The sequence below is a fragment of the Butyrivibrio sp. FCS014 genome (assembly GCF_000526935.1).
GTDB lineage: Bacteria > Bacillota > Clostridia > Lachnospirales > Lachnospiraceae > Butyrivibrio.
Genome location: NZ_JAHA01000007.1, coordinates 401,023 through 425,018, shown reverse-complemented (window position 1 = coordinate 425,018; position 23,996 = coordinate 401,023). Strand labels below are relative to the sequence as shown.

21 protein-coding genes are annotated in these 23,996 nt (G+C 46.6%); 3 read left to right on the top strand and 18 right to left on the bottom strand.

Annotated features, from left to right (window positions below):
- Nucleotides 1–98: 98 nt before the first annotated feature.
- The 4 genes from T456_RS21240 to T456_RS0108595 form a co-directional block, all read right to left on the bottom strand.
- A complete protein-coding gene (locus T456_RS21240; protein ID WP_024865789.1) occupies nt 99–1,880 on the bottom strand; it encodes an HD-GYP domain-containing protein in 1,782 nt (593 codons plus the stop codon).
- 38 nt (nt 1,881–1,918) lie between these two features.
- Nucleotides 1,919–2,476: a DUF3990 domain-containing protein gene (locus T456_RS0108605; RefSeq protein ID WP_024865788.1), complete on the bottom strand. Its 558-nt coding sequence runs from the start codon at nt 2,474–2,476 to the stop codon at nt 1,919–1,921.
- A gap of 30 nt (nt 2,477–2,506) precedes the next feature.
- Nucleotides 2,507–3,154, bottom strand: coding sequence for a YczE/YyaS/YitT family protein (locus tag T456_RS0108600; RefSeq protein WP_024865787.1), 648 nt, complete (start codon nt 3,152–3,154; stop codon nt 2,507–2,509).
- A 79-nt stretch (nt 3,155–3,233) separates the two neighbouring features.
- Nucleotides 3,234–4,790 (bottom strand): sodium/proline symporter, encoded by a 1,557-nt coding sequence (locus T456_RS0108595; RefSeq protein WP_024865786.1) that lies wholly within the window; start codon nt 4,788–4,790, stop codon nt 3,234–3,236.
- A 184-nt stretch (nt 4,791–4,974) separates the two neighbouring features.
- Here T456_RS0108595 and T456_RS0108590 point away from each other — a divergent pair, with 184 nt between their 5' ends.
- Entirely contained in the window at nt 4,975–5,934 is a 960-nt protein-coding gene (locus tag T456_RS0108590; RefSeq protein ID WP_024865785.1) for a 3-hydroxyacyl-CoA dehydrogenase, read from the top strand.
- 93 nt (nt 5,935–6,027) lie between these two features.
- Here the strand turns inward: T456_RS0108590 and T456_RS21235 are convergent, their stop codons facing one another.
- The 7 genes from T456_RS21235 to T456_RS0108555 all read right to left on the bottom strand — a co-directional run bounded on the left by T456_RS21235 (nt 6,028) and on the right by T456_RS0108555 (nt 13,379).
- On the bottom strand, nt 6,028–7,299 hold the full coding sequence (locus T456_RS21235; RefSeq protein ID WP_024865784.1) for a metallophosphoesterase family protein: 1,272 nt from the start codon (nt 7,297–7,299) through the stop codon (nt 6,028–6,030).
- Between the two features lie 7 nt (nt 7,300–7,306).
- On the bottom strand, nt 7,307–7,804 hold the full coding sequence (locus T456_RS0108580; protein ID WP_024865783.1) for a Gx transporter family protein: 498 nt from the start codon (nt 7,802–7,804) through the stop codon (nt 7,307–7,309).
- 20 nt (nt 7,805–7,824) lie between these two features.
- Nucleotides 7,825–8,202, bottom strand: a complete 378-nt coding sequence (locus tag T456_RS0108575; protein WP_024865782.1) for a NusG domain II-containing protein — start codon at nt 8,200–8,202, stop codon at nt 7,825–7,827.
- Nucleotides 8,203–9,276: an FAD:protein FMN transferase gene (locus T456_RS0108570; protein WP_024865781.1), complete on the bottom strand. Its 1,074-nt coding sequence runs from the start codon at nt 9,274–9,276 to the stop codon at nt 8,203–8,205. It abuts the gene before it with no gap.
- A gap of 87 nt (nt 9,277–9,363) precedes the next feature.
- Nucleotides 9,364–10,377 (bottom strand): hypothetical protein, encoded by a 1,014-nt coding sequence (locus T456_RS0108565; RefSeq protein WP_024865780.1) that lies wholly within the window; start codon nt 10,375–10,377, stop codon nt 9,364–9,366.
- 58 nt (nt 10,378–10,435) lie between these two features.
- Nucleotides 10,436–11,392: a polyprenyl synthetase family protein gene (locus T456_RS0108560; RefSeq protein WP_024865779.1), complete on the bottom strand. Its 957-nt coding sequence runs from the start codon at nt 11,390–11,392 to the stop codon at nt 10,436–10,438.
- Nucleotides 11,385–13,379, bottom strand: coding sequence for an FAD-dependent oxidoreductase (locus T456_RS0108555; RefSeq protein WP_024865778.1), 1,995 nt, complete (start codon nt 13,377–13,379; stop codon nt 11,385–11,387). The genes T456_RS0108560 and T456_RS0108555 overlap by 8 nt, the downstream gene beginning before the upstream one ends.
- Nucleotides 13,380–13,538: 159 nt before the next feature.
- Here T456_RS0108555 and T456_RS0108550 point away from each other — a divergent pair, with 159 nt between their 5' ends.
- On the top strand, nt 13,539–14,453 hold the full coding sequence (locus T456_RS0108550) for a UbiA family prenyltransferase (protein WP_024865777.1): 915 nt from the start codon (nt 13,539–13,541) through the stop codon (nt 14,451–14,453).
- 47 nt (nt 14,454–14,500) lie between these two features.
- Here the strand turns inward: T456_RS0108550 and T456_RS0108545 are convergent, their stop codons facing one another.
- The 6 genes from T456_RS0108545 to T456_RS0108520 all read right to left on the bottom strand — a co-directional run bounded on the left by T456_RS0108545 (nt 14,501) and on the right by T456_RS0108520 (nt 21,703).
- Nucleotides 14,501–15,451 (bottom strand): GTP-binding protein, encoded by a 951-nt coding sequence (locus tag T456_RS0108545; RefSeq protein ID WP_024865776.1) that lies wholly within the window; start codon nt 15,449–15,451, stop codon nt 14,501–14,503.
- A gap of 23 nt (nt 15,452–15,474) precedes the next feature.
- The gene (locus T456_RS0108540) at nt 15,475–16,440 is read right to left on the bottom strand and encodes a carbohydrate kinase family protein (protein WP_024865775.1); all 966 of its coding nucleotides are present in this window, start codon (nt 16,438–16,440) and stop codon (nt 15,475–15,477) included.
- A 6-nt stretch (nt 16,441–16,446) separates the two neighbouring features.
- Nucleotides 16,447–17,928 (bottom strand): glycoside hydrolase family 32 protein, encoded by a 1,482-nt coding sequence (locus tag T456_RS0108535; RefSeq protein WP_035801501.1) that lies wholly within the window; start codon nt 17,926–17,928, stop codon nt 16,447–16,449.
- A 90-nt stretch (nt 17,929–18,018) separates the two neighbouring features.
- Entirely contained in the window at nt 18,019–19,671 is a 1,653-nt protein-coding gene (locus tag T456_RS0108530; protein ID WP_024865773.1) for an ABC transporter substrate-binding protein, read from the bottom strand.
- A gap of 184 nt (nt 19,672–19,855) precedes the next feature.
- Nucleotides 19,856–20,770 carry a carbohydrate ABC transporter permease gene (locus T456_RS0108525; protein ID WP_035801499.1) on the bottom strand — a complete coding sequence of 305 codons (915 nt, stop codon included), beginning with the start codon at nt 20,768–20,770 and terminating at the stop codon, nt 19,856–19,858.
- Nucleotides 20,771–20,782: 12 nt separating this feature from the next.
- A complete protein-coding gene (locus T456_RS0108520) occupies nt 20,783–21,703 on the bottom strand; it encodes an ABC transporter permease (protein WP_024865771.1) in 921 nt (306 codons plus the stop codon).
- A gap of 208 nt (nt 21,704–21,911) precedes the next feature.
- Here T456_RS0108520 and T456_RS0108515 point away from each other — a divergent pair, with 208 nt between their 5' ends.
- On the top strand, nt 21,912–22,961 hold the full coding sequence (locus T456_RS0108515; RefSeq protein WP_024865770.1) for a LacI family DNA-binding transcriptional regulator: 1,050 nt from the start codon (nt 21,912–21,914) through the stop codon (nt 22,959–22,961).
- On the opposite strand, the gene T456_RS23050 is transcribed toward T456_RS0108515, so the two are convergent.
- A complete protein-coding gene (locus tag T456_RS23050) occupies nt 22,940–23,932 on the bottom strand; it encodes a DUF4298 domain-containing protein (protein WP_024865769.1) in 993 nt (330 codons plus the stop codon). The genes T456_RS0108515 and T456_RS23050 overlap by 22 nt on opposite strands.
- Nucleotides 23,933–23,996: the final 64 nt, after the last annotated feature.

Here is a 23,996-nt window from a genome sequence, read left to right as displayed (position 1 = left end):
TTGCGTTATAATCACGTTAGCAATCGCTAACTATAGCCGGGAAGGAATATCCGACATGATCTCACTGCAGACCTGAGAGCATCCTTAGATCAGAGTACTTACTCCTCCATGATGTTATCATTTTGTTCTGTTTCTTTTACGTCTATTGCTTTTATTTCGCCTTTGGCAACGAGTCTTAAAAACGCCTCAACCACTTCGGGATTGAGCTGGGTTCCGGAGACTTCTTTTATTATCGATATCACCTTATCAAATTCCATACGCTTACGGTATTGTCTGTCGGAATACATTGCATCAAAAGCATCTGCCACCGCAATGATACGTCCCACCGGCGGAATATCATCACCGGCAAGCCCATAAGGATAACCTTTTCCGTCATGCCTCTCGTGGTGGGACAGCGCACCTACCGCAAGTTCAGGTACGGCACTTATATCTTTAAGCACCTCATGTCCCTTTAAAGTATGGGTCTTGATCTCGTCATATTCTTCATCTGTAAGCTTCCCGGGCTTATTAAGCACAGCCTTGGGTATTCCGATCTTACCCACATCATGCAAAAGACCGATACGATAATACTTTTCCACAGTTTCAGCGTCATATCCCATCTCTTTTGCGATCATGCCCGTATATTGCGCCACCCTCTTGGAATGGCCGTAGGTATACGTATCCTTCATATCAATGACTTTGGCAAAAGCCTCTGATATCTCGGATGCAAACACAGCACTCTCCTGCTGCTTCTTCTTAAGGGAATCGATGTGATCCCTATACAGATAAATTCCCATAAATGCAGTAAACAACTGCACTCCAATGCGGGTAAAGGTCAAACTTCCGAAACTCTGCAGAAAATTAAAGCGGACCACATCAATTACAGCACCGGAAATGCAGGATACAAGTCCCCAGGCCACACTGCGCAGCAGTGCAGGTTTGATCGTCCTGCGACGAACAGCCCTGACCACAAGCACTATTGCCATAGCAAAACAAACCAATATAAGGGCCTGAGAAATATAAACAAGATAGTAATAGTCCGACAACCTGTCATATGTCAGACCAACCTGAAGAATATAATTAAAAAGGCATACTGCAAACATGCCTGATAACAGCTTTGAATGTGATTCTCCGGTTATACTGGAAAAGAAAGAAAGCGCAGGAAACGATATGAACGCCAGGCACATATACTCCGTAACCCTGATAATATCAGGACGGCCTGTCAGTATCTGAAGAAGAAGGGTATCATTGAATCCAATATAGCCAACCATTACACAGCTTATACCAAAAGATATGAAATCAATGCCTGTCGATTTCATCACGATCTGGCCCGTTACTCCGGCTATAACAAAAAGAATTCCGATAACTATAGTTATCGTACTCTGTCCAAATGAAAAGAGATTTCTTTTAAAGACACTTGTCATATACTGCCCTGCATCACTGATAACCAGATCTCTTATACCTGCAGGGGTATCTGCGAATACCGGTTCAAGATACAGTCTTAAAAAGGAGCTCCCCTCCGGAATTGGGACGGTATGATATTGCATACCATAAGAAATACCTAAGAGCCTCGGAATCACGGGATTATAATCACAGATCATCCCATCCGATGCATAGACCTTAAAAGTAGTATCAATGGACTTGAAGCAGATTGCCTTGCCTTTTGTGCTCAGCTTACTGATATCCAATACAACAGAATGCCTCCCCGGGGCAAGATCATATAGATCAACCGCCTGTCCGGCTTCATCAATCCAGCCTTCATTGATATCCATGAGAGCAGCATTATCCGTATCTGCTTTATCCTTACCTGCGTCAACAGAAAGAAACACTAAAAGCAAAATTGCAATAACGCAAATGACCTGCTCTATGCCTAAACGAACCAACTCATTTCTTCTTATCATGGGCACTCTTTCCAACAAAAAGGGGTATCCGGGAACGTTTATGTATCAAATTCCTTCATTACTTCGGCAATCTTCTGAAGATATTCATCTTCTTCTATTTTAACTCTTTTTGCGTTCTTTTGGATAGTTTCCTCTGAAAGCACCTCTGATTTGATAAACTTAAGGCTGCCCGCCGCCTTTTGCGTTTTAAGGACTATCTGTCTGTATTTGGGACCTACTGAAAGGAGCTTGAGAGCCTCCTCATCCGATAGAAAACCACTGGTCATGATGCCCATGGTATTGTAGATGGTGTCGTTGGCTATGGGGCCTATCACCAGGTCTTTTCCCGCGTGAATATCAGGCATGGACCTCCTGTTGGAAAAGACATATCGAAACCAGTCCGCGTCCCTGTCAAACTCAAGGATATCAAGCCCTTCCTCATCAAGCTCGTAGAAATTGATGAATATCTGCGTTCCGGGCTTTTGTCTTGCCCAGCCGCCGGCAAACTCATAATCGGCCGTCACATAGAAACCCTGACCAAAATCAGCGTTTACCCTGCCTCTGTGAATATCAGGCTTCGGTATCTCAAAGTATCCTGCGTGATAGACCTTAATCATAATGATCACCTATTGCTAAAAGCTTGATTGTCAGGCAACTTTCCCGGCTCTGTGGGCGAAGATCCTCACCGAATCCGTCAGATGCTGATGGTGAACGGTAGTGGCATCGAATTTAACTGAAGTAAAAGCAAACTGCATTATGGGGCCTGTGGCGAAGGCACAGATCAAAGTACCGATACCTACAGGGCCTCCCAGGAGCCATCCTATAAAGGTTGCAAGGCTGAGGAGTGATATACTCACAACACCGATGGGGATCTTCCCGGCTCTTTTTGCAAGGGCCACCAGAAGTGTGTCTCTGGGGCCGCATCCGAGAGAAGCGCTCATATAGGTGTACTGGGTGTAGGCCATGATCACAAGACCTAATATCATAACGGGAATCCCCGTAAGAAGTCCGTTACACTTGGGCACAAGGTTTATCCTGTTAAAAAGATCCACCGCCTTACCCACCACAAAAGCGTCTATAAACATGGCTATTCCGATGGGTTCCTTAAGGGCTATGTCTATTCCCAGGATTGTATAGGAAACCGCCACAGAGGCGGTTCCATACAGTATTCCGAGGGTCTTGGCAAGACCCAGGTTAAGTACATCCCAGGGGCCGGCGCCGATATTGGCCTGAATGGTCAGATATACGCCAAACCCGTTTACAAAAAGACTCACGGCGGCAATGAGCATATTCATTACTATCGCCTTTGTAGTCCCATTTTCCTGCAATTTGCTATTCTTGAACATCTCTTACACTTTCACTTGCATGTCATCCTCAGCGGCTCTGCTTGGACACATGCTCAAATTTAGTAACTATCTCCTCGTCAGGCTCGGGTGTGATGAGACTGACTACGACAATCACTATTATAGCAACTAAAAACGCAGGTGCAAGCTCATATAAATTCCAAACTCCGCCAAGAGGTCTTACAAGGTATTTCCAGATAAATACCATGGCTCCTCCGGCTACCATACCTGCGATGGCTCCGTACTTGTTGGCTCTCTTCCAGTACAGCGACATGATCATTGCAGGTCCGAATACCGCACCAAATCCTGCCCAGGCAAAAGACACAATGCCAAATACCGAGCTGTTTGGATTCCAGGCGATGATGACACCGAATACAGCCACAACTATAAGGGTTGCCCTTGCTGTAAGCATGGCCATTCTCTCTGAAAGCTTGATTCCAAAAGTATCCTGAACAATATTCTCGGAAACAGCTGACGATGCAGCGATAAGCTGTGAATCAGCAGTGGACATGGTGGAAGCAAGAATACCTGCAATTACCATACCTGCAAGAAGTGCAAACAGGAAGTTGTGCTGGCTGATCTGATTGGCAAGAACAACAACAAGGGTCTCAGCCTTGGATGCACTGCCGGGGTTGTCTGCCTCTATAAGAGTCTCAAGAACACCGCTCTGGGTCATGGCTCTTCCCACAATACCGAGGATAACGGCAACGCCAAGTGAGAATACAACCCAGATGGAAGCAATCCTTCTTGAGATGTTCAGCTCTGAGGTCTTTCTGATGGCCATGAATCTAAGCAGGATATGGGGCATTCCGAAATATCCAAGGCCCCAGCAGAAGGTTGTGATCTTACTGAAAAGCCCGTAGGAATCTGCTCCTCCTGTGGCATTGTTGTAGGTTGCACTTATATTGATATAACCGGGGAGAGCCTTGAGATTAGAAGCCACTACGCCAAGACCTCCTGCGGTGACGATTCCGTAGGTCACAACAAAGAAAAGAGCCAGTGTCATTACGATGGACTGGATAAAGTCAGTCTTAGATGCAGCAAGGAAACCGCCGGTTGTGGTATAACCCACGATGATGACAGCCGACACGATCATGGCAAGCTGGTAATTTACTCCGAATAATGATGAAAAGAGCTTGCCGCAAGCGGAAAAGCCTGATGCGGTATAAGGAACGAAGAATATAAGGATAAATGCAGCGCCGATACACAGAATGATATTGCTTTTGTCGTTGAAGCGCTTTTTGAAATAATCGGGAATTGTGATAGCATCCAGAGACTCGGTGTAATTACGAAGCCTCCCCGCTGTAAAGAGCCAGTTGAGATAGGTTCCGACTATAAGGCCCGCTGCAGTCCAGCCTGCATCGGCAATGCCCGAAAAGTAAGCAAGTCCCGGCACTCCCATGAGAAGATAGGAACTCATGTCGGATGCCTCAGCACTCATGGCTGTAACAAATGGTCCCAGTTTTCTTCCGCCAAGATAGAAGTCCTTAACGTCGTTGGTGTCCTTGGAGCTGACAAAGCCTACCAGCAGCATTCCGCTAAGATACACCAGAATAGAGATGATAATACCGATTTGTGATGTTGTCATTTCCCCTCTCCTTCTTTCATACAAGTTTTACACGTTGCCATTTTATCACATTAAAGAGTTGAAGAAAACAAAAATGTTATATATTTATATTTATTCATATGTTACCATGGATACGTAACTGTATTAGGGGTATAAAATCGCAGTTTTAACCAATGTATTTTTATTCAAGGAGGTATTTGTTTCTATGAACAAAGTAGTAGTTGCAGGCGGCGGTGTTTTGGGTACACAGATTGGCCTTATGTGCGCTTACACGGGCCATGACGTTACATTCTGGCTCAGAAGCCAGGCTTCCATCGGAAGAACAACTCCAAAGATAGAGCTTTACAAGAAGGCAATGCTTGATGATCTTGCAGCAGCAAAGGGCTTTATCGGCAATCCTTTAGGCAAGCTTCTTTATCCCAAGGGACTTATCACAAGCTGGGACGGAATCACACCGGAAGCCATCGATGAGCTTATCGCCAAGGGCGAAAAGAACATGACAGATAACATACATATCGAGCTTGATATGGCAAAGGCCGTTTCCGGCGCTGATATCGTTATCGAGTCCATGGCAGAGGACCCTGATGCCAAGATCGACGTATATGAGCAGATGAAGGATCTTCTTGATCCCGATACTATCCTCGTAACCAACTCTTCAACACTTCTTCCCAGCATGTTTGCAGAGTACACAGGAAGACCTGAGAAGTATCTCTCACTCCACTTCGCAAACACCATCTGGAAGAACAACACAGCCGAGATTATGGGCCATCCCGGAACAGATCCCGAGATCTATAAGAAGGTTGTTGAGTTTGCCAAAGAGATCAACATGATCTCCCTTGAGCTTCGCAAAGAGCAGCCCGGCTATATCCTTAACTCCATGCTGGTTCCTTTCCTCTCCGCAGCTCAGGCTCTCTGGGCAAAAGAGGTAGCTGATCCCGAGACCATCGACCTTACATGGCGTCTTGCAACCGGCGCCCCCAAGGGACCTTTCGAGATTCTTGATATCGTAGGTCTTGAGACCGCATACAACATCAACCAGATGAAGCCCGAGGCACAGGATCCCGATTCCACCATCCACAAGATCGGCCTTCTTCTCAAGGAGAAGATCGACAAGGGCGAGACCGGAATCAACGCAGGTAAAGGTTTCTACGAGTACAAGAAATGATCTAAAAGCTGTTAAGACAATAAATTACCGGCTTCCCGTTATAAAAACGGGAGCCGGTTTTTTCGCGCTTTCCATAAAGCCTGATATGCAATATCATTCATCACCGAGGTCTACTTCAAAGGTGGTAAAGTTGTTTGCCTCCTCTTCCTTAACTATCTCAAAGTAGCGGGGAACAAAGCTGTCGGACTTCTTCCATTTCTTCATTACCTCTTCGTTCCAGGGGATCTGATCGCTCCTTCCTGCGATGTAGGCCACATTGAAATCCGCAAAGAACTCCGCCATATCTTCACTGTCACCCTCCTTCAGATTCTCTTCTCCCTGTCTTAGAGCATTGTCCCACAGGAAGTCGTGGGCCTTTGCTGCAAAATCAGGTATCGATGGAACTTCAAAGGGAACCGCATTGTAGCTGAATTTTTTGCCCTCTATATCGATCCTTGCGTAGTAGTTTGGCGAAGTCATAAGAGAACCCGTAGCAATATCGGGAACGCCTCCGTCGCTTACCGCAATGTGCTGAATGTGCATGTGCCCTGAGAGGTTAATCACAACGCCGTACTTTTCATACAGTTCAAGGAGCCTGTCATTATTGATAAAGCTCATTCCCCGGCTGGTTAGCTTTGAGTGGATAAGAAGGGTCTGATGCGTCACGCTTATGACGTAGGCTTTGTCCTCCATGGCCTTCTTAAGCTGATCCTCAACAAAGGCCAGGGTCCCATCCGTAAGAAGTCCCGACATTCCCGCAATGGTGTTTACATCCACGCACAGAACCCGAAGATTCGGCGCCACCTCATAGATATAGGAAAGTGACGTCTCATCGAAGTCAAAAGAGTCTTCTCTTCCGAATTCACTGTACATCTGAAGATACTCATTGGCATCAATGCTGCTTACCAGTTCGTAAGAATCCTTAAGGAATCTGGCGGCTCTTTTTATGGTAAAATCGTGGTTGCCCGGGATGGCAAGAACCGGGATCCCGGCGTCCTCCACCCTTTTTAGCAGTGCTGAATACTCCTCATGGCTCTGCCTTGCTCCATTGAAGGTCAGATCTCCCGCAACAATAAGAGCTGCAGGCCTGTCCTCTATGACCTTTTCAATGAAGGCCGCATTTATCTCGTTTCCGTAGGGCATGAACTTACCATCGCCCATTTTGACCATATCGTCAAAGTAATCACTTCCCTCGTGAAGTGAGGGTGCAATGTAGTGGGTGTCTGTGGCCAGATAGATGGTCAGAGGCTCTGTCCCGTCATACTGCGCATAAAAGCTCTTCCTGTTCTTCATTGCCTCTTTTCCCCCATTAGAAAAAGGCGCTAGTAAAAGCGCCATCATGACTATCATTATTCCTACAGATATCAGTCTCTTTGCTCTGCTCATATATTCCTCAGAAACTAAGAACTTTCTTGACCCTGACCGTGATCAGGTTGGAAACAATACCTATTACCACACCGGTAATGGTACCTACAACGATAAGGAAAGGCAGGTAATAGAAAAGACTCTCCGTCTCAAGAACCAGCATTGCCACGATTATCTGGCCGATATTGTGAGATACGCCGCCCAGAACGCTGACACCGGTCATGGAGAGCTTTCCGATCCTCTTTGCGATCAGCATCACAAGGAGTGAAAGGGTTGCTCCCGCCAGGGAATACATCATCATGGAGATATTGCCGAAGGTCAGTCCCACCAGCACTACTCTTACCACAGACAGCGCGATGGCACTCTTCTCTCCCACAGTGTAAAGGGTCACCATTACAGCCAGATTGGCGATACCGATCTTGGCTCCGGGAATTCCGATGTTAAGCGGAAGCAGATATTCAATATATGAAAGCACAAAAGCAAGTGCCACAAAAAGCCCAAGAAAGGCTATTCTCTTGTTACTCATAAACTACTCCATACTTTGGGTCAGTGTGTGGACCCGTCGATACCGTTATCCTCGCCGCCTTCAATCTCCACCACCAGCTTGTTGGGAAGACATACTATTGTCTCTCCTGCGTACTTTATATGGTTGTGCTTGACGCAGATCTGGTCGGGGCAGGAGGCCTCTGTAACCTCTGCAAAGCCGCCGCTTATGTTAAGGATATTGTAAGAGCCGTCGGGAAGTTCGATCCTCTCCGTCACGTCGCTTGACAGGGGATACTCGCCGTATTTTACGCCGTCTATGGTCACAACGGCTGTTGCAGCTCCTCCGGTATTATTATGTTGCCACAGTCTTATTCCGGCTATTGAAGCAAGGGTGATCACCAGAATAACCGCGATAAGTATCAAATCATTCTTTTTCATTTATTTTATGTACTTTCCGATAAATCCTTCCGAGTAGTACTTGGTTCCGTCGTGCATGATCCACATGGCTTCCACGTTGTCTCTTTTTCCGACAAATTCCATGCCATCCTCAAGGGACATGGTGTAAACCGCAGTGGAATAGGCATCTGCCAGTCCCGAATCATCAGTGATGATGCTAACTCCCGCGAATCCGTTTGCAGGGAAAAGAGTCTTCGGGTCAATTATATGGCAGTATCTTACGCCGTCTACCTCGTAGTACCTCTGGTAATCTCCCGAGGAAACCACGCACTCGCCGTCATTTATATCCACCATCTCAACGTACTGCTCAGAGCTGTCCATGTCAGGGTTCTGAATGCCGAGCCTGAAGTTTGTGCCGTCGATCCTGGTTCCGATGCAGGAGATGTTTCCTCCAAGGCTAAGAAGGATATTATCAAGGCCCTGCTCTCTTGCATAGTCCATGACTCTCTGCACCGCAAAGCCTTTGCCGGTGCTTCCAACATCCAGTGACATCTCAGGATCCGCAAGATAAACGGTATTGTTGTCCTTATCAATTATTATATCTGAAATATTGCAGTGGTATGAAGCTTCTGTCAGCTTCTCCTCATTGGGAAGAGCTGCCCTCTCGGGATCGTTTATCCCAATCTCCCTCTGCCTGTGCCACAGGGACAAAACGCTTCCCATGGCTATATTTACAGCTCCCTCGGTCTCGTTATAAGCATCCATGCTGAATTCCAAAAGAGCAATTATTTCCGGATCCACTGTAACAGGCGCTATGCCTGCATTTTCATTTATGGTCTTTATGTTGTTGACGCCGGGATAATCGTTGTATATGTCATACAGCTGATTATAAAACACCAGCCTGTCCTTGATGAGCTGCGCATTCTTGGCAAACTCGTCCTTATTCTTTGCAAATCCCACTATCTCTGTTCTTGTGTCAAAAATATCCAGAAATGTGGCTGTAAATCTTTTGGGCTCTACGCTTTTTGTGTAAGCCTTGCAGCCCGCGATCCCTATGATCAGCACCAGAAATATCAGTCCCGGCACCAATATGGGCAGTACTTTTTTGTTATTCATTTTATTCCCTAAGAGTAAATGGGGTGCGCCAAACAGCACACCCCACACAAATCCAATCTTGGCTTATCTACTACAAATATAACCTTATTACTTTGCAGCTGCAACAGCCTTTGCAATAACATTGTTGAAGTCAGTGATGTGAACTGATACAGAAGCTGCAAGATCAGCATCAGCTGCGCGGCCCTCTGTCATAGCTGTTCCGGCAACTTCATCAGCTGTCTTTCCAACTGTGTAAGCAGCGTAAGCAGCAGCCTGCTCATTCCACTCCTTACCGATAGCAGAAGCCTTCTTCATGCCGTAAGCATCGCCGAGCTCGTTCTTACTCTTTACATCAGCAGATGTGTCAGCTGTGATGGCACCTGTTGCATCAAAGGTGATCTTAGCCTGAACAGCGTCGATGATTGAGCTTGTGATCTTGCCATCCTTACCAACTGTAAGAACAGAGATTGTTGTGTAAGCCTCTGCAACGCCATCTCCCTCAGCTGTAGCATCCTCTGAGTTAGAGATCTTTGTTGAAACGCCAAGTCCGAGCTTGTCTCCCTCGTGAGCGCCGCCGGCTGTAGCATTGTTAACAGCCTCAAGAACTGCTGACTGGAAGCCTGTTACGTGAATAGATACAGAAGCTGCAAGGTCAGCATCGCCTGCATAACCCTCTGAAATAGCCATTCCGCTGATATCGGAAGCGGTCTTGCCAACAGCCCATGCTGCGAAAGCATCAGCCTGCTCATACCACTCCTTGCCGATAGCAGAAGCCTTCTTCATTCCGTAGCCATCGCCGAGCTCTCTCTTTGAAGGATACTCAGCATTAAGATCAGATGTGATGTGACCCTCAGCGCTTACACCGATCTTAGTCTGAGCGATGTCGATTACGCACTGTGTGATCTTGCCGCTGCCATCAACAGTTACAGCTGCGATGGTAGCATCAGCCTGGGCATTTCCCTCAGTCTCAGCAGTTGCGCTCTCTGAGCTTGAAATAGATACGCTTGTACCAAGACCTGTCTTGAGTTCAGCGCCGGCTGAACCTGACTGTGAACCACAGCCTGCAAGTACTGCTGTTGAAAGAACTGCAGCACTTACCAATGAAAGTAATTTCTTTTTCATGTGTTTCTCCCTTTCTTTTATAAAAGCGTTGATTATATTATGGCACAAGGCCAAAATATCAGTTAAGTCCTCTGTAGGCTCTCTGTACCAGTCCAAGAAGAACCTCTCTTCTCTTGCCTGTGAGCCCCAGAGTTTCAATGATGTTGCAGCACTTGTTGTAATAGCTCTCCGCCATCTTGTGGGTAAAGCTTACACCGCCGTGCTTTTGCACTTCTTCAAACACCCTCTCTTTGGAAAGATTGCCGTTCTCAGCCTCAGCAACCAATGCGGGGTTGGAATTCAGTGCATGAATAAAAGGCATGGTGATAACGCCGTTTTCAAAATCAGCCTGTACAGGCTTTCCGGCCTTGTTCTCCGAAACTTCATAGTCTATGCAGTCATCGGTGAGCTGGAAAATAATACCTGTGTACCTTCCAAGCTTTCTGAAGAGCTTAATACGTTCTTCACTCTCAGCGCCTGCAAGGGCTCCGGCGTGATAGGCTCCCTCAAAGAGGGCAGCGGTCTTGCCGTCGATGATGGCAAGATATCTGAAAACGTCCAGCCTGTAGTTCTTGTTGTTGATGTTCTGCCTCAGTTCTCCCAGGGCAACTCTCTCAACATATTTTGAAAAATCAAACTTCTTGTATCTGTCATCTTCCGTGGCTTTTGAGAGCTGTCTCATGGCTGCGGCCAGAAGATAGTCTCCGCATATAACGGCGGTTCTTTTCCCTGACTTCTTCTGAAGAGTCTCAAGCCCTCGTCTGACATCCGCATCATCCATGATATCGTCGTGGATAAGGGTTGCCAGATGAAGAGTCTCAACAGCTGAAGCAAAAATAACCGCGTCCTTTGGAACTTCCTCATCCCCGTTCATGGAGCAGGCAAGGGTTGCGGCTGCCCGCATCATCTTGCCCTGCGCCTCTGTGAGGTAGGAGGTATATCCCCTTATGAGCCCGGGAGCCCTGTTGATGATATCAGCGCTCTCTTCCCGGACCATTTCAAAAGCCCTATCAAAATCCAAATGTAGATCAGTCATTATAGAGGTACCACTTTCTTGCCCACTTAACCTTCTTCCACTTTTCCTTGAGCCAAGGCATCAGGTAGTAGTCAATTCCGATTGAACGACCGCCGTTAAACAGAACTGCCAGGCCGGCAAAGATCATCCAGAAGGTGTTGAGGTAAAGACCTGTTGTTGTTACAAACATTGCCTGAAGAACCAGGGATACTGCTGCTGAAAGGAATGTGAAGCATCCACCCATAAGTCCAAGGCCGATAAGTATCTGCATAATTACAATGAAGCCCTGCATGAACATTGTCATGGCATCACTGGAAAGAACCATGTTCTCAACGATCCAGTCTACGAAAGGCACCTGGATCTTGAAAGCAAGATCTGAAATAGTTGCCTTGGCAAGGTCTGTTCCTGAAACGAAGATCATCTCAAAGAGCTTGAAGTTCCAGTCGAAGATCACGGTTCCTGTAGGAACGGCTGCAGCAACTTCGGTTGATGCGGAAGCAACTGCGTCAGCTACCTCTGCGGTTGCAGCGGAAACAGCGTCAACAGCAGCAGGATCGATCCTTCCGAGAAGTGAATCGAACCATGAGTTTGCACCGCCAAAGAAGCCCTCAAGCATGGGCTTTTGAAGCCAGCCTTCAACGATCTTCATAACACCTTCAAATACCCATACGGCTCCGAGCCATACACGAAGAGGAACCAACATAAAGCTTGGTGTCTTGTTGGAGAAGTGACCGCCAAGGAAACTTCTGTTGTTTCTGATGGTGAAGAACTCGTGTGTAAGATAGCTGAATATCTTGGTCCATCCCATTACCTGAATGAAATAGATAATGTTTATAAAGTGCTTTGCAAACATTGCAAAGAATGAAGCGAAGTTGATCTGGTGATTGGCCATTCCGCCTCTTGCAACACCGTAGCGGCCGCCAACGCATACCATAACGCCGTGGAACTTGGGATTATAGCTCTCTCTTTCTCCCTGTCCGGTAATGGCTACCATGAGGTTCTTGGCTACTGCAGCTGCGGAGTGCTCTGCGTTCTCAACCATCTGAGGAACGGGTCTCTCCTGGCCGGGAGCTGTGTAAAGCATGTTGTCACCGATAACATATACGTTCTCGTGATCAACGCTTCTTAAATACTCATCAACTTCGATACGGCCTCTTCCGCCGCTCTTAACCTCTTTTGCCATGGAGGATGTGATCTCTGAACTCTCGATACCTGCGGTCCAGATAACGGTTCCTGCCACGTGCTCGGTTACATCGTCGCCCTTCTTGAGCTTGATGAAGTTCTCACCAACACCTACTACTGAAGTGTTCATAACAACTTCAACGCCCATCTTGCGGAGCCTTCTGTCTACCTTGTTGGAAAGCTTCTCGGGAAGGATGGGCACGGGACGTGAAAGACCGTCCACATCAACGATGGTTACGTCTTCTCTATTAATATTGAATCTCTTGCAAAGAATAGGTGTGTACTCGGCAAGCTCACCAACCATCTCAACACCGGTGAAGCCTGCTCCGACAACGTAGAAGCTAAGGAGCTCTTTCTTCTTTGCGGGATCGGTTTCATCCGCAGCAAGTCTGAAGCAGTCGTGGATCCTGTCGCGAAGCTTAACCGCATCGTCATAGGACCAGAGTTTGTAGCTGTACTGCTCTGCGCCTTCAACTCCAAAGTATGTAGGCTTGGAACCTGCGGCTACAACAAGATAATCATAGCCGTAATCAGCATTCTTGCCTGTAACAACATTCTTCTCGAAATCTACCTTTGTAACGGTATCAAGAACAACATTGACTTTCCTTCCGGCAAAGATCTGATCAAGGTTCATCTTGATGCTCTCTTCACCTACACGGCAGGCAGCCACTTCATGGAGCTCTGTAAGCATTGTGTGATAAGGATGCTTATCAATAAGAGTGATCTCACATGAATCAATCAGTTTCTTTTTGCGAAGCTTCTTTTCCAGCTTCTTGGTCGCCAGCACACCGGCATAACCGGCGCCGATAACAACTATTTTTGTCATTGTTTCGTTTCCTTCTTTCTAAACGTTTCAAATCAAGCGTTGCGCAATGAGTATTGATATGATATCATATTTAATTGCGCACAACAAGTTAATATTCAAATTTATTTTGCAAAATTTTTAGTAAAATTTAAACTTATTTTAGTGAAATAGAGGTTAAAAATGTTTAAAAGATTTTTGAAATATGTGGAGATCACCACAAAGATAACCAGTCTCTTTGCTTTTCTGAATACATTGCTGTTCATTATATATCAGAAGCAGCCGGTTAATGTTCCGCTGATGACTGTGTTTTTTATCGCTATGTTTATATTTGATCTTACAACAACAGCCATCAATAATTACATCGACAGCAAGGATTACCCGGAAATGCTGCCAATACCCAGAAAGAGTGCCTTTGCAGCGATCATGATAATGCTGGGCATAAGTACTGTTCTTGGTCTTTACCTGGCCTATAAGACAGGCATTGTAGTCCTTCTTCTCGGTGCCTTTTGTTTTCTTCTTGGAATCTTCTACACCTTCGGACCTATTCCGATCTCAAGGATTCCACTTGGTGAAGCTATCTCAGGAGTGGCCTATGGTATGTTCATTCCATTCCTCATGTTATATATTAACAACCCTCTTAACTACATTACCCTCGGCCTATCCTGGGATACAATTCTATTACAGATAAATGTACGGCCGTTTATTGAGTTCTTCCTGTTCTCGCTGGTGACCACCTTCACCACAGCCAATATCATGCTGGCCAACAACACCTGCGATATTGAGAAGGACACAGCAGTGGGAAGACTTACACTGGCACATTATATCGGAAGGAAGTGGGCAGTAAGGCTCTACGCCCTTCTCTACTACGGAACCTACGTATCCGTGGCACTGATGGTGATCTTTAAGATCCTTAATCCCGCAGCACTTATCTTCTTCCTGTCACTGCCCATTGTAGTGAAGAACATTCACACCTTTAAGAAAGAGCAGATCAAGGAAAAGACCTTTATCACTTCAATAAAGAATTTCATAACAATTAACGCATGCTATGCCATCTCCATTCTGGCAGCAACAATTGTGCAGGGAATCATGGCTTGATATATTTTGCTCCCATTTAGTTTCCCATTAAAAAATGCTCGGCCGTCTCACAGCGAGACGACTGAGCATTTGTCTTTCATGATGTTATTTATGTATTCCTTATTTAGTCTTTCTCCGATGATGATCAGGACATTTCTGCTGCTGACAACATCGGTCACGGTAATCTTTCCGGAAGTGGCATTGATCTCAACCTGACTGCCATCCCCTGTATCTACAAATCCCTTGACTCTGATAACTCTTCCGGCTTCCTTACTTTCAAAAAGATCCTTCGTTATCTTTTCAAGTTCATCCCTGCTCATCTTCGGATCAAAATAGAAAAGCGGTGTAAACTGCTTGTCCTCTATGGGGATCTTCACGTATGACGCATGGCGATAGCCGCAGGTCCTCAAAGCTTCATAATCATCGGCTGTGTAGTCATCGTAGCTCTTGGCCACAAAGTCTTTTCCCCGGTCAAAGGTCTTTCCGCCAAACTCTGCCATGATCTCGTTGACCTTTGCAATCACCCTGTCGCAGTCGGTATCCTCAGTGATCTTGGAAATAACCAGCTTACCGGCGTTTGCAATCTCTGACATAAAGACGTAGCGCCTCATGTCATCCAGTTCGAACAAGGACTTTGCATCCACCAGGGAAATGACGCTTCCTATTTCATACCACCGGTCCAGCGGTTCATCGTAGAGCACATCAAAAAACTCATCCACGTCATAGATACCCGAGGGCTCGATGATAACTCTTGTATAGCCGCTCATGCCCATGGATATCAGCTTGGTGCGAAAGCGCCGCCTGTGGGCTTCCTTTCCGTCGCCTCCCACGATCATCTCCAGATTGCAGTTATCCGAAAGAAGGTCCTGAAGCATGACCATATCTATATTCACCGCACCGTAGTCGTTCTCGATAATGCAGATCCTCTCGCCCTGATCAAGAAGATGCCTTGCGTAGTTCTTTATGAAAGTTGTCTTCCCGGCTCCCAAAAAGCCTGTAATAAGATCAATCTTTACCATCGCAGTCTACCTTTCACCGCCGGTCATTTCTGCAGGAATTCTTCAACCTCCTGCCATGTCGGCATCACTGAAAGGGCTCCGCGCCTTGTGGTTATGATGGAAGCTGCAGCATTGGCAAAGGTCAGGCACTGCTCAAGCTGCTGCTCCGATAATATTTTAATTCCGCATCTTCTGACATAATCGATGGCGCAGGCACAGAAGGTATCTCCGGCTCCTGTTGTCTCGATGGTATCCGGATTTATGAAGCCGTCTCTTTTTACCACCATATCCTTGTAAAGAGCCATGCTTCCGTCGGGTCCCAGAGTGGCAAAAACCAGCGGGATATTATATTTCTCCTTGATCCTGCGGGCGCCCTCTTCAACATCGGAAATACCGGTAAAGAGCTCCACCTCATTGTCTGAAATTTTCAGGATATCGCAGCTTTCAAAGCCGAAACGCATAGCATCCAGGGCCTGTTTCTCCGACTCCCACAAAGGTGCTCTGTAGTTGGGGTCAAAAGAGATAAGGGCTCCGCTGTTCTTAGCTATATCAACTGCAAGTCTTGTGGCTTCCTCCACAGAAAACGATGTCATGGACAGTGTTCCGAAGTGGAAGACCTCTCCATTGCCAATGATATCTTTTACGCTGACAACATCATCTGCGGTGAGCATCATATCTGCTCCGGGCTTCCTGTAGAAGGAGAAATCCCGATCGCCGTTGGGAAGCTTGTTTACAAAGGCAAGAGTTGTGGGTATCTCAGGATCCACCAGAAGGCCTGACACATCAATTCCCTGCTTTTTAACACGCTCTGTGAGCATTCTGCCAAAAAAGTCATCTCCAACCTTGCCAACGAAAGCCGTGTTGTTGCCAAGGTTCTGAAGCATTGACAGAACGTTGCAGGGAGCTCCGCCGGGATTGGCCTCAAATATAGGATTTCCCTGGCTGCTCTCGCCGTTGTTTGTGAAATCAATAAGAAGTTCTCCAAGGGCTACCACATCAAATCTGCTCATGTAATGTCATTTCCTTTCCAACTCGTACATTTCCACATCCATAAGCAGTTCGCCTGTTGCCTTAAAGCTGATGCCCTCAGCCTTGATGTCCGTTAAGATCACCATGGACATAACCTGCTCACCGTCGTTGATAAACAGTTCCATGCTGTATCTGTCAAGAATGAGCCTCAGCTTGATATCTCCGCCGTTGTTGGCAACTCTGCATCTTCTCTGATGCACGATGGCACGTCTGCTGCCTGAATGCTTTCTGTCTATTTTTACAATGCCCTGCTCCGGATCGTACTCAACAGTAGAGTATGCCTTGCCGTTATCCGCAAAGCGAACCTCGAATTTCCTGTAGGAAAGGTCCTCTCCGGTGCTTCTGACATTTATTGTCATATCTATACATCTGCCCTCTATACTGGACAGTGAAGCGCTGTCAGATATAAGTACATTCTGTCTGCTGATTCTTTTCCCGTAGTAGTTCTCAATCTCTCTGACAGGTCGCTGAATAAGCTTGTTGTTGTGAAGGGTGATCTCCCTGGGGAAGCTCATCTGGCCGAACCATGGGAAGTCGTCACGCCTGATGCCGCAGGTATCCCAGTTCTGCATCCAGCCGATCATCACTCTTCGTCCGTCCTTAGTAAGTATTGTCTGAGGTGCATAGAAATCTATGCCGTAGTCCACAGCCTGGCAGTTCTCCTCACAGAAGTTCCCGTTTTCATCCAGGCTTCCGATGATGCAAAGAGTTCCGTTGCCGTTGTGAAACTCCAGTTCCTCGGGAAGCATGTCCTGGGGGCTGGTAAGCAGGATCTGCTTGCCCTCAAGAGGGAAGTAATCCGGGCACTCCCACATGGCGCCGAATCTGTGGTTGTTCTTGATAACCGTTTTGTCGTAGGTCCACTTGAATCCATCATCGCTGACATACTGCAGGATCTGGCCATCCCTGTCGGGAGTCTTGTTGCCTACAACCATGTAGTATCTGCCATTTTCTCTCCAGACCTTGGGGTCTCTGAAGTCGTATTTGCCGGCTCCTTCGGGAAGCATCTCCGAAGTGATAACGGGATTATTTCCGAATTTCTCGTAGTTAACACCGTCTCCCACAGCAACGCACTGGGTCTGATACTCTTTGATCTCTCCGCTTTCTTCCTCAACCTTGTTGACGCCTGTATAGATAAGAAGCTGCCTTCCGTCCTCCAGCTCTGTTGCGCTGCCGGAAAAACATCCATCTTTATCATACTCCTCATCCGGAGCCATTGCCACAGGAAGATATTCCCAGGTAATAAGATCCTTGCTCTTTGCGTGTCCCCAATGCATCGGTCCCCAAACCGTGTCGTAAGGGTAATACTGGTAAAAGAGATGGTATTCTCCCTTATAGCTGCTAAAACCGTTGGGATCGTTCATCCATCCGCATCTTGGTGTAAGATGAAAGGCCGGACGCTGCTGTTCCGGTATGGTCATCTCTTTTTTTACTTCATATTCCCTTGCCTTGTCTAACTTGTTACTCATAATTATTCCTGATCCTCATTTGCCAAACATTTAAAATAAACCCGTGATAAAAAAATGGGGAGGAGATCCCTCCTCCCCGGTAATACTTAATTATTTGTAGAACTCATCAAGATACTTCTGGTAGATTGAAAGGTAATTCTCAAGACCGTAAGCATCTACCTGCTTGAGGTACTCATCCCACTCGCTGTCTGTAAGACCGTTCATAACGAAGTTACTTCTGCTGGTGTTGATGTAGCTGATAAGATCCTGCTGGATAGTTGTAAGCTTCTCTGTGTCATCAGCTGTCATGAATACGTTGGGATATACATACTCGCAGTTCATGTCGTCTGTGTAGTACTCCTTGATCCAGTCGAGACGATACTGAGCATCGTCAGGGCATGTAACATATACGCCGTAGTACTCGTCAAGGATTGCAAGAGGTCCGCCTACAGCCTCTGCCTCACGAACTTCAACAGGTGAAGCATCGCCAAGAGGTGCGTGCTTGAGCATCTTCTCGCCGTTTGCGTTCTCTGAAAGCTCGAAGATATCGAACTCATCATCCTCACCATAGGTTCCCCAGTTGTTCTGAGGTGACTGGAAAGGATCGTACATAAGATCAAGCCATGAGCATACGAATGCAGGGTTGTCGCACTTAGCTGTAACTACGCATCTGCCTCTGTCAAATCCTGAGGTAAAAGAGCCATTCATGGGAGTTACGTTCTTAGTATCAGCCTGAAGTGCTGCAAGAGGAACGAAGTCCTCAAGGTTGTCGATGTTAGCAACGTCCCATGTGAAGCAAACACCGTATCTGTGGGATTTTCCCTTTGCTACGTATGTGGACCAGTCCTGAGTAAAGCACTCGGGATCGATAAGTCCCTCTTCATAGAGCTTGTGGAGCCACTGCATACCTGACTTAAAGCCTTCCTGTGTAGCTGTGCAGATAACCTTCTTGTCGTCTGTTACAGCAATGTGCTGTCCGATATCGTTGTCACCGTAGCCCTCGCCGAAGCCGTTGATAAGAAGGCTGGGATCCTGATCGTTCATGATGCAGCTCATGGGGATGATGTCACCCTCGATGCCAAACTCTGCCTGAAGGTCTGAAGCGTGATCCTTGAAAGCCTTAAGAACTTCTTCAAACTCATCAACTGTAGTGGGTGTCTCAAGTCCAAGGAAATCAAGCCACTTCTTGTTGATATATGTGAAGTTATTACCTACAGTCTGAATAGCTGTCTTGTTGGAACCAAGCTGCTCGATCCAGGGAAGTGCCCAGATGTGTCCCTCTGAATCCTCGCACATTGTGCGGTACTCAGGATACTTATCAAATACTGCCTTTAAGTTAGGCATATTGTTGTCGATGTACTCCTCCAGAGGAAGGATAACGCCCTGATCAGCATATCTGATAAGATCTGAATTGCTGAAGCCTGCATTGAATACCATGTCTGTAAGGGTATTCTTGTTTGCCATGTTGAGCTGGATCTTGTCTCCCCACTGATCGTTTGAAATTGCTGTCCACTCAACATGTACGTTGGTTGCCTCTTCAAGTCTCTTGAAGATGGTTCTCTTGTTGGGATCTGACTCAGTTCCTGAAGGATAGCTGATGGTACCTGTTATGGTAACCGTTTTCTCCAGGGGAAAGCTAAGATCCTCTGCTGATACTTCGGCAGCCCCACTGCCTGTTGCCCCGTTGCCGCAGCCTGTGAGCATGCTGATGGACATAGCTGCTGCAATGGCTGCACTCAGTAACCTAGATGTTGTCTTTTTCATTTTCCTCTCCTTTTTTTCTCTTTGTTGATTATGATTAATCCTTGCTTAGCAAGGAATTCATGCTCTGGGATTCTCACTAGGCTCGATAGAACCTCGCTAGGTGTTCTCAGCAAGGAAGTTCTGCTCTCACTACGTTCGCCAGAACACGTTCACACCAGGCTCGATAGAACCTCGCCAGGTGTTCTCAGCCCTTTACCGATCCCACCATGATTCCTGAATCAAAGTACTTCTGGAAGAAGGGATACATCACTACCAGCGGAAGGCTGGAGATGATGATGGTGGCATACTTAAGAAGTTCCGCAAGCTGTGCTCTCTGAGCTGTACTCTGCATATCCGCGATCATTCCGGGATCGGGCTCGTTCTGAATAAGGATTGCCCTCAGAACCAGCTGCAGCGGCTGCTTGCTTGCTGAGTTAAGGTAGATCATTGCGTCAAAGTAGCTGTTCCACATTCCCACAAACTGCCACAGTACCAGTACCGCGATCAGCGGTGTACATACAGGAAGCAGGATCCTGAAGAAAAATACCAGTTCATTGGCGCCGTCCACATCTGCTGCCTCCCGAAGCTCTGTGGGAATTCCCTTGTAATAGGTCCTTGCGATGATCATATTCCAAACACTGAAGGATCCGGGAAGAATAACCGCCCACATGCTGTCCAGAAGTCCCATGTTACTGATAAGAAGGTAGGTGGGGATCAGTCCGCCACCGAAAAACATTGTGATGATGAAAATTGTGTTAAATATCTTTTTTCCCTTAAAATCATCCCTGGACATGGGATAAGCACAAAGCAGTGTAATAAATACCGAGATAGCCGAAAACAGTACAGAGTACAGGATTGCGTTGAAGAATCCTGTCCAGATCTGGGAATTGGTCATGACTCTCTCGTAGGCTGTCAGCGTCCACTTGCTGGTGTCGAAGACAATGCCTTTATTCTGAAGCGTGATAGGATCCATGAAGGAGGCGATGATGATGTAAACCACCGGTCCTACGATCGCTGCAACGAAGAGCCCCAGAAGTACATATCCGGTCAAAAGAAATATCTTGTCCCCAATGGAAGCTCTTGCAAATTCACTTTTTTTAATATTAAGTGCCCTTTCCATCTGAGTTCCTCCTTATAGTCCCTGTCCGTCGTTCATCTTCTCAACTATCTTGTTAACCGCAACCAGCAGGATAACGTTGATGATGGTGTTGAAAAGTCCAACGGCTGTAGAGTAGCTGTAGTCTCCGTTTAAGAGACCCTTTTTGTAAACGTAGGTCGCTATGATCTCAGATGAAGCCAGGTTCATGTCCGACTGAAGTGCGTATGCCTTCTCGAATCCGATACTCATGATGTTTCCTGCCTGAAGGATGAACTGGATCACTACCATATCCTTTATGGCGGGCCATTCAACTGCCTTGATCTGCTGCCAGATGTTGGCACCGTCGATCATGGCCGCTTCCTTGAGCTCCTTGCTGGCATTTGAAAGAGCTGCGGTGTACATGATGGATGCCCAGCCGGCTCCCTGCCAGATGCCGCTTATGATGTAGATGGGTCTGAAGGCGGCGGGTATTGTAAGGAAGTTGATGTTGCTGCCAAGCAGCATGTTCAGCGGTCCCGTTACTGACAGGAGGATTCTCACCATACCGCAAAGTACGATGACTGAGATAAAGTTTGGCATGTACAGTACCAGCTGAATCTTCTGTTTGATCTTGCTGCTGGCTATTCGGTTGAGAAGAAGTGCCAAAATGATTGGCATCGGGAATCCCCAGAGAAGTCCGAACACACTCAGTTTCAAGGTGTTCATCAGATACTGAAGGAAATCCGGCGATGAAAGAAACTGTTGAAAGTACTTAAGTCCTACCCATTCGCTTCCTAAAATTCCTTTAAAAGGATTGTATTTCTGGAAAGCGATCAGTATTCCCCCCATGGGCAGATACTTAAATACAATCGTAAGAATAAGGGCCGGTCCCAAAAAGAATACATACAACTGCCAGTGTTGTCTTATATACACCAGCGTGTTATGTAGATTGTTGTCCTTTGCTTTCGCATTCATATTGCTCCCCTCTTTTACATTTGTAACATTTCGTTTGCGTATGTAAAATATACCACGGGTGAAATAATGTGTCAACAGGATAGTTTTACATTTGTAAAATATTCTCTTTACATTTGACACATTTGATTTTACATTTTATAATGAAAACGGTGCTTTTTGATGTGTGGAAAAAGAGCACACAGTCTATATAATTTATCGGAGAAAAATCATGGCTAATAAAGTTACCCTTCAGGATATAGCGGACGCTCTTGGCGTTTCCCGCAATACAGTTTCAAAAGCAATCAATAATACGGGAGTTCTGGCGGAATCCACCAGACAGAAGGTTCTTGAGAAGGCTATAGAAATGGGATACAAGCAGTTCTCCTATGCCAATTCGGTTTCAGAGATCAGGAATCCTTCCGTAGCCAAAGCAAAAGCCTCCGGAGAGATAGCTCTTTTCACCGGAAGCTTCCTTAACAATTCTCATTTCGCATCCACCATGCTGGATAAGTTTCAGCATGAGATATCCATATTAGGGTACAGCCTGACGATGCACAGGGTTGACGAGAACAATGTGGCAGACCTTAGCCTTCCCATCTCTTTCAGGCCCGACAACACCAAGGCCATCGTCTGCATCGAGATGTTCAATCATCCATATTGCGAGATGCTCTGCAGCATGGGAATCCCGGTGCTTATGATCGATGCCCCCGTGGCCAGCTACTGGAAGCCGCTGAATGCGGACATTCTGCTGATGGACAACTTCTCGAGCATCTACACCGTCATAAATGATATGAGCAAAAGAAATATCACTAAAGTCGGGTTCGTTGGCCAGGTGACACACTGCCGCTCCTTCTACGAGCGTTTCATGGCCTTCAGAGAGGCGCTGTACATCAACAACCTTAGTTTTAATGAGGATTACTGCCTGTCTGAGGTTCATCCACACGACGCCAACTACAAGGAATATCTGTACAAGGCTCTTCAGAATATGAAAGAATTACCGGAAATGTTTGTATGCGCCAACGACTTCGTGGCGCTTGATCTTCTCTACGGACTTAGAAAGATGGGCATCGAGTGCCCTAAAGATATAAAGCTGTTTGGCTTTGATGACTCACCGGAGTCCAAGATCATGACTCCTTCCCTGTCTACAAGCCATATTCACAGCCAGATCATCGGCTACTCAGCTGCAAATCTTGTGATATCCAGGATTGAGCAGCCGGATCTTAACTACAGGATTACATATACGGAGACGGATCTGATCTACAGAGAATCGACAGAGTAAGGGTCTTTGATATAATCCGAGACGGTGCCCAGGATTGTCTGAAGATTTGCAATATCCGTAAGTACAGAGCCCATCTCAAGTGAATGGTTGGCATTATCCGTTATATAAAGCGGAAGGCCCAGTTCTTTGCATCTATCCACTGCAAGCTTTGTGTCGCACCAGGGATCTGCGCTGCCGTGGAAGACAATGGGGCGGTCGTGATCAGAGCCGGAGCCGCCATGTAAGACAATGGAACGGTCAAAATCTGAGTTTTCACTGCCGGATGATGCGCCGGTTGTTTTATCGTCATACTGTGATGCCAAGGCATTCCCTGCCATCAGCAGATCAAAGGTCTGGGGTACCGGCGTAAACACAATCTGCCTTGCCCCTGTTTTGTTCTGCTCATTGTAATATGCCGCAACCGCGGTACCTATGCTCTTTCCTATAAAAAGAACATCTCCGCATTGATCGAGCTTCAGCGGTGAAAGCTGCTCTGTGGCCTGCTCTGCCGCAATCTCGAAGGCATTCTTCATCCTGCCTGCGTTTTCTTTTATATCCCCGGGTTTATGCGGGAATTCATAAGTGATCTCAACGATAATATAACCGGCTTCCCTTGCCAGTTTCCTGGAGTAATACAGAAGGGGCTTGTCACTGTGGTATCCGATACCCGGGAAAACCACTGCAATCTTATTGCTTCCGACTATAGTCGCCAGGATTTCTCTGTTCTCCTCAAGCATATTGTAAATGCCATCTTCCGAGAGAACACCCCTTGCTATGTCTTTTGGGATTTCTCCACGCTCATCTCTTTCGAAGTCTCTTTTCCACAGGGGAGATTCGTAGTATTCTTCAAGCCTTCGCACATTGGATTGGAGTTTAAGATATTCCTCACTTTTTCCGGTCTTGTCGGATTGCCAGGCATCCTGTGCCTTCAGAATCCTTGCGAAGAGCTGCTCCATTTCTATGATGTGCTCGTTATCAGAATTCGTCCCCATACTTTTTATACCTCTCCTAAAGTGATGGCTCTTTTACCGGGGTATTTGCTCTTGTCCGGGCGGG

Coding starts and splice junctions, on each gene's coding strand:
- T456_RS21240 (WP_024865789.1), bottom strand. CDS start 1,880: ATGATAAGAAGAAATGAGTTGGTTCGTTTAGGCATAGAGCAGGTCATT.
- T456_RS0108605 (WP_024865788.1), bottom strand. CDS start 2,476: ATGATTAAGGTCTATCACGCAGGATACTTTGAGATACCGAAGCCTGAT.
- T456_RS0108600 (WP_024865787.1), bottom strand. CDS start 3,154: ATGAATATGCTCATTGCCGCCGTGAGTCTTTTTGTAAACGGGTTTGGC.
- T456_RS0108595 (WP_024865786.1), bottom strand. CDS start 4,790: ATGACAACATCACAAATCGGTATTATCATCTCTATTCTGGTGTATCTT.
- T456_RS0108590 (WP_024865785.1), top strand. CDS start 4,975: ATGAACAAAGTAGTAGTTGCAGGCGGCGGTGTTTTGGGTACACAGATT.
- T456_RS21235 (WP_024865784.1), bottom strand. CDS start 7,299: ATGAGCAGAGCAAAGAGACTGATATCTGTAGGAATAATGATAGTCATG.
- T456_RS0108580 (WP_024865783.1), bottom strand. CDS start 7,804: ATGAGTAACAAGAGAATAGCCTTTCTTGGGCTTTTTGTGGCACTTGCT.
- T456_RS0108575 (WP_024865782.1), bottom strand. CDS start 8,202: ATGAAAAAGAATGATTTGATACTTATCGCGGTTATTCTGGTGATCACC.
- T456_RS0108570 (WP_024865781.1), bottom strand. CDS start 9,276: ATGAATAACAAAAAAGTACTGCCCATATTGGTGCCGGGACTGATATTT.
- T456_RS0108565 (WP_024865780.1), bottom strand. CDS start 10,377: ATGAAAAAGAAATTACTTTCATTGGTAAGTGCTGCAGTTCTTTCAACA.
- T456_RS0108560 (WP_024865779.1), bottom strand. CDS start 11,392: ATGACTGATCTACATTTGGATTTTGATAGGGCTTTTGAAATGGTCCGG.
- T456_RS0108555 (WP_024865778.1), bottom strand. CDS start 13,379: ATGACAAAAATAGTTGTTATCGGCGCCGGTTATGCCGGTGTGCTGGCG.
- T456_RS0108550 (WP_024865777.1), top strand. CDS start 13,539: ATGTTTAAAAGATTTTTGAAATATGTGGAGATCACCACAAAGATAACC.
- T456_RS0108545 (WP_024865776.1), bottom strand. CDS start 15,451: ATGGTAAAGATTGATCTTATTACAGGCTTTTTGGGAGCCGGGAAGACA.
- T456_RS0108540 (WP_024865775.1), bottom strand. CDS start 16,440: ATGAGCAGATTTGATGTGGTAGCCCTTGGAGAACTTCTTATTGATTTC.
- T456_RS0108535 (WP_035801501.1), bottom strand. CDS start 17,928: ATGAGTAACAAGTTAGACAAGGCAAGGGAATATGAAGTAAAAAAAGAG.
- T456_RS0108530 (WP_024865773.1), bottom strand. CDS start 19,671: ATGAAAAAGACAACATCTAGGTTACTGAGTGCAGCCATTGCAGCAGCT.
- T456_RS0108525 (WP_035801499.1), bottom strand. CDS start 20,770: ATGGAAAGGGCACTTAATATTAAAAAAAGTGAATTTGCAAGAGCTTCC.
- T456_RS0108520 (WP_024865771.1), bottom strand. CDS start 21,703: ATGAATGCGAAAGCAAAGGACAACAATCTACATAACACGCTGGTGTAT.
- T456_RS0108515 (WP_024865770.1), top strand. CDS start 21,912: ATGGCTAATAAAGTTACCCTTCAGGATATAGCGGACGCTCTTGGCGTT.
- T456_RS23050 (WP_024865769.1), bottom strand. CDS start 23,932: ATGGGGACGAATTCTGATAACGAGCACATCATAGAAATGGAGCAGCTC.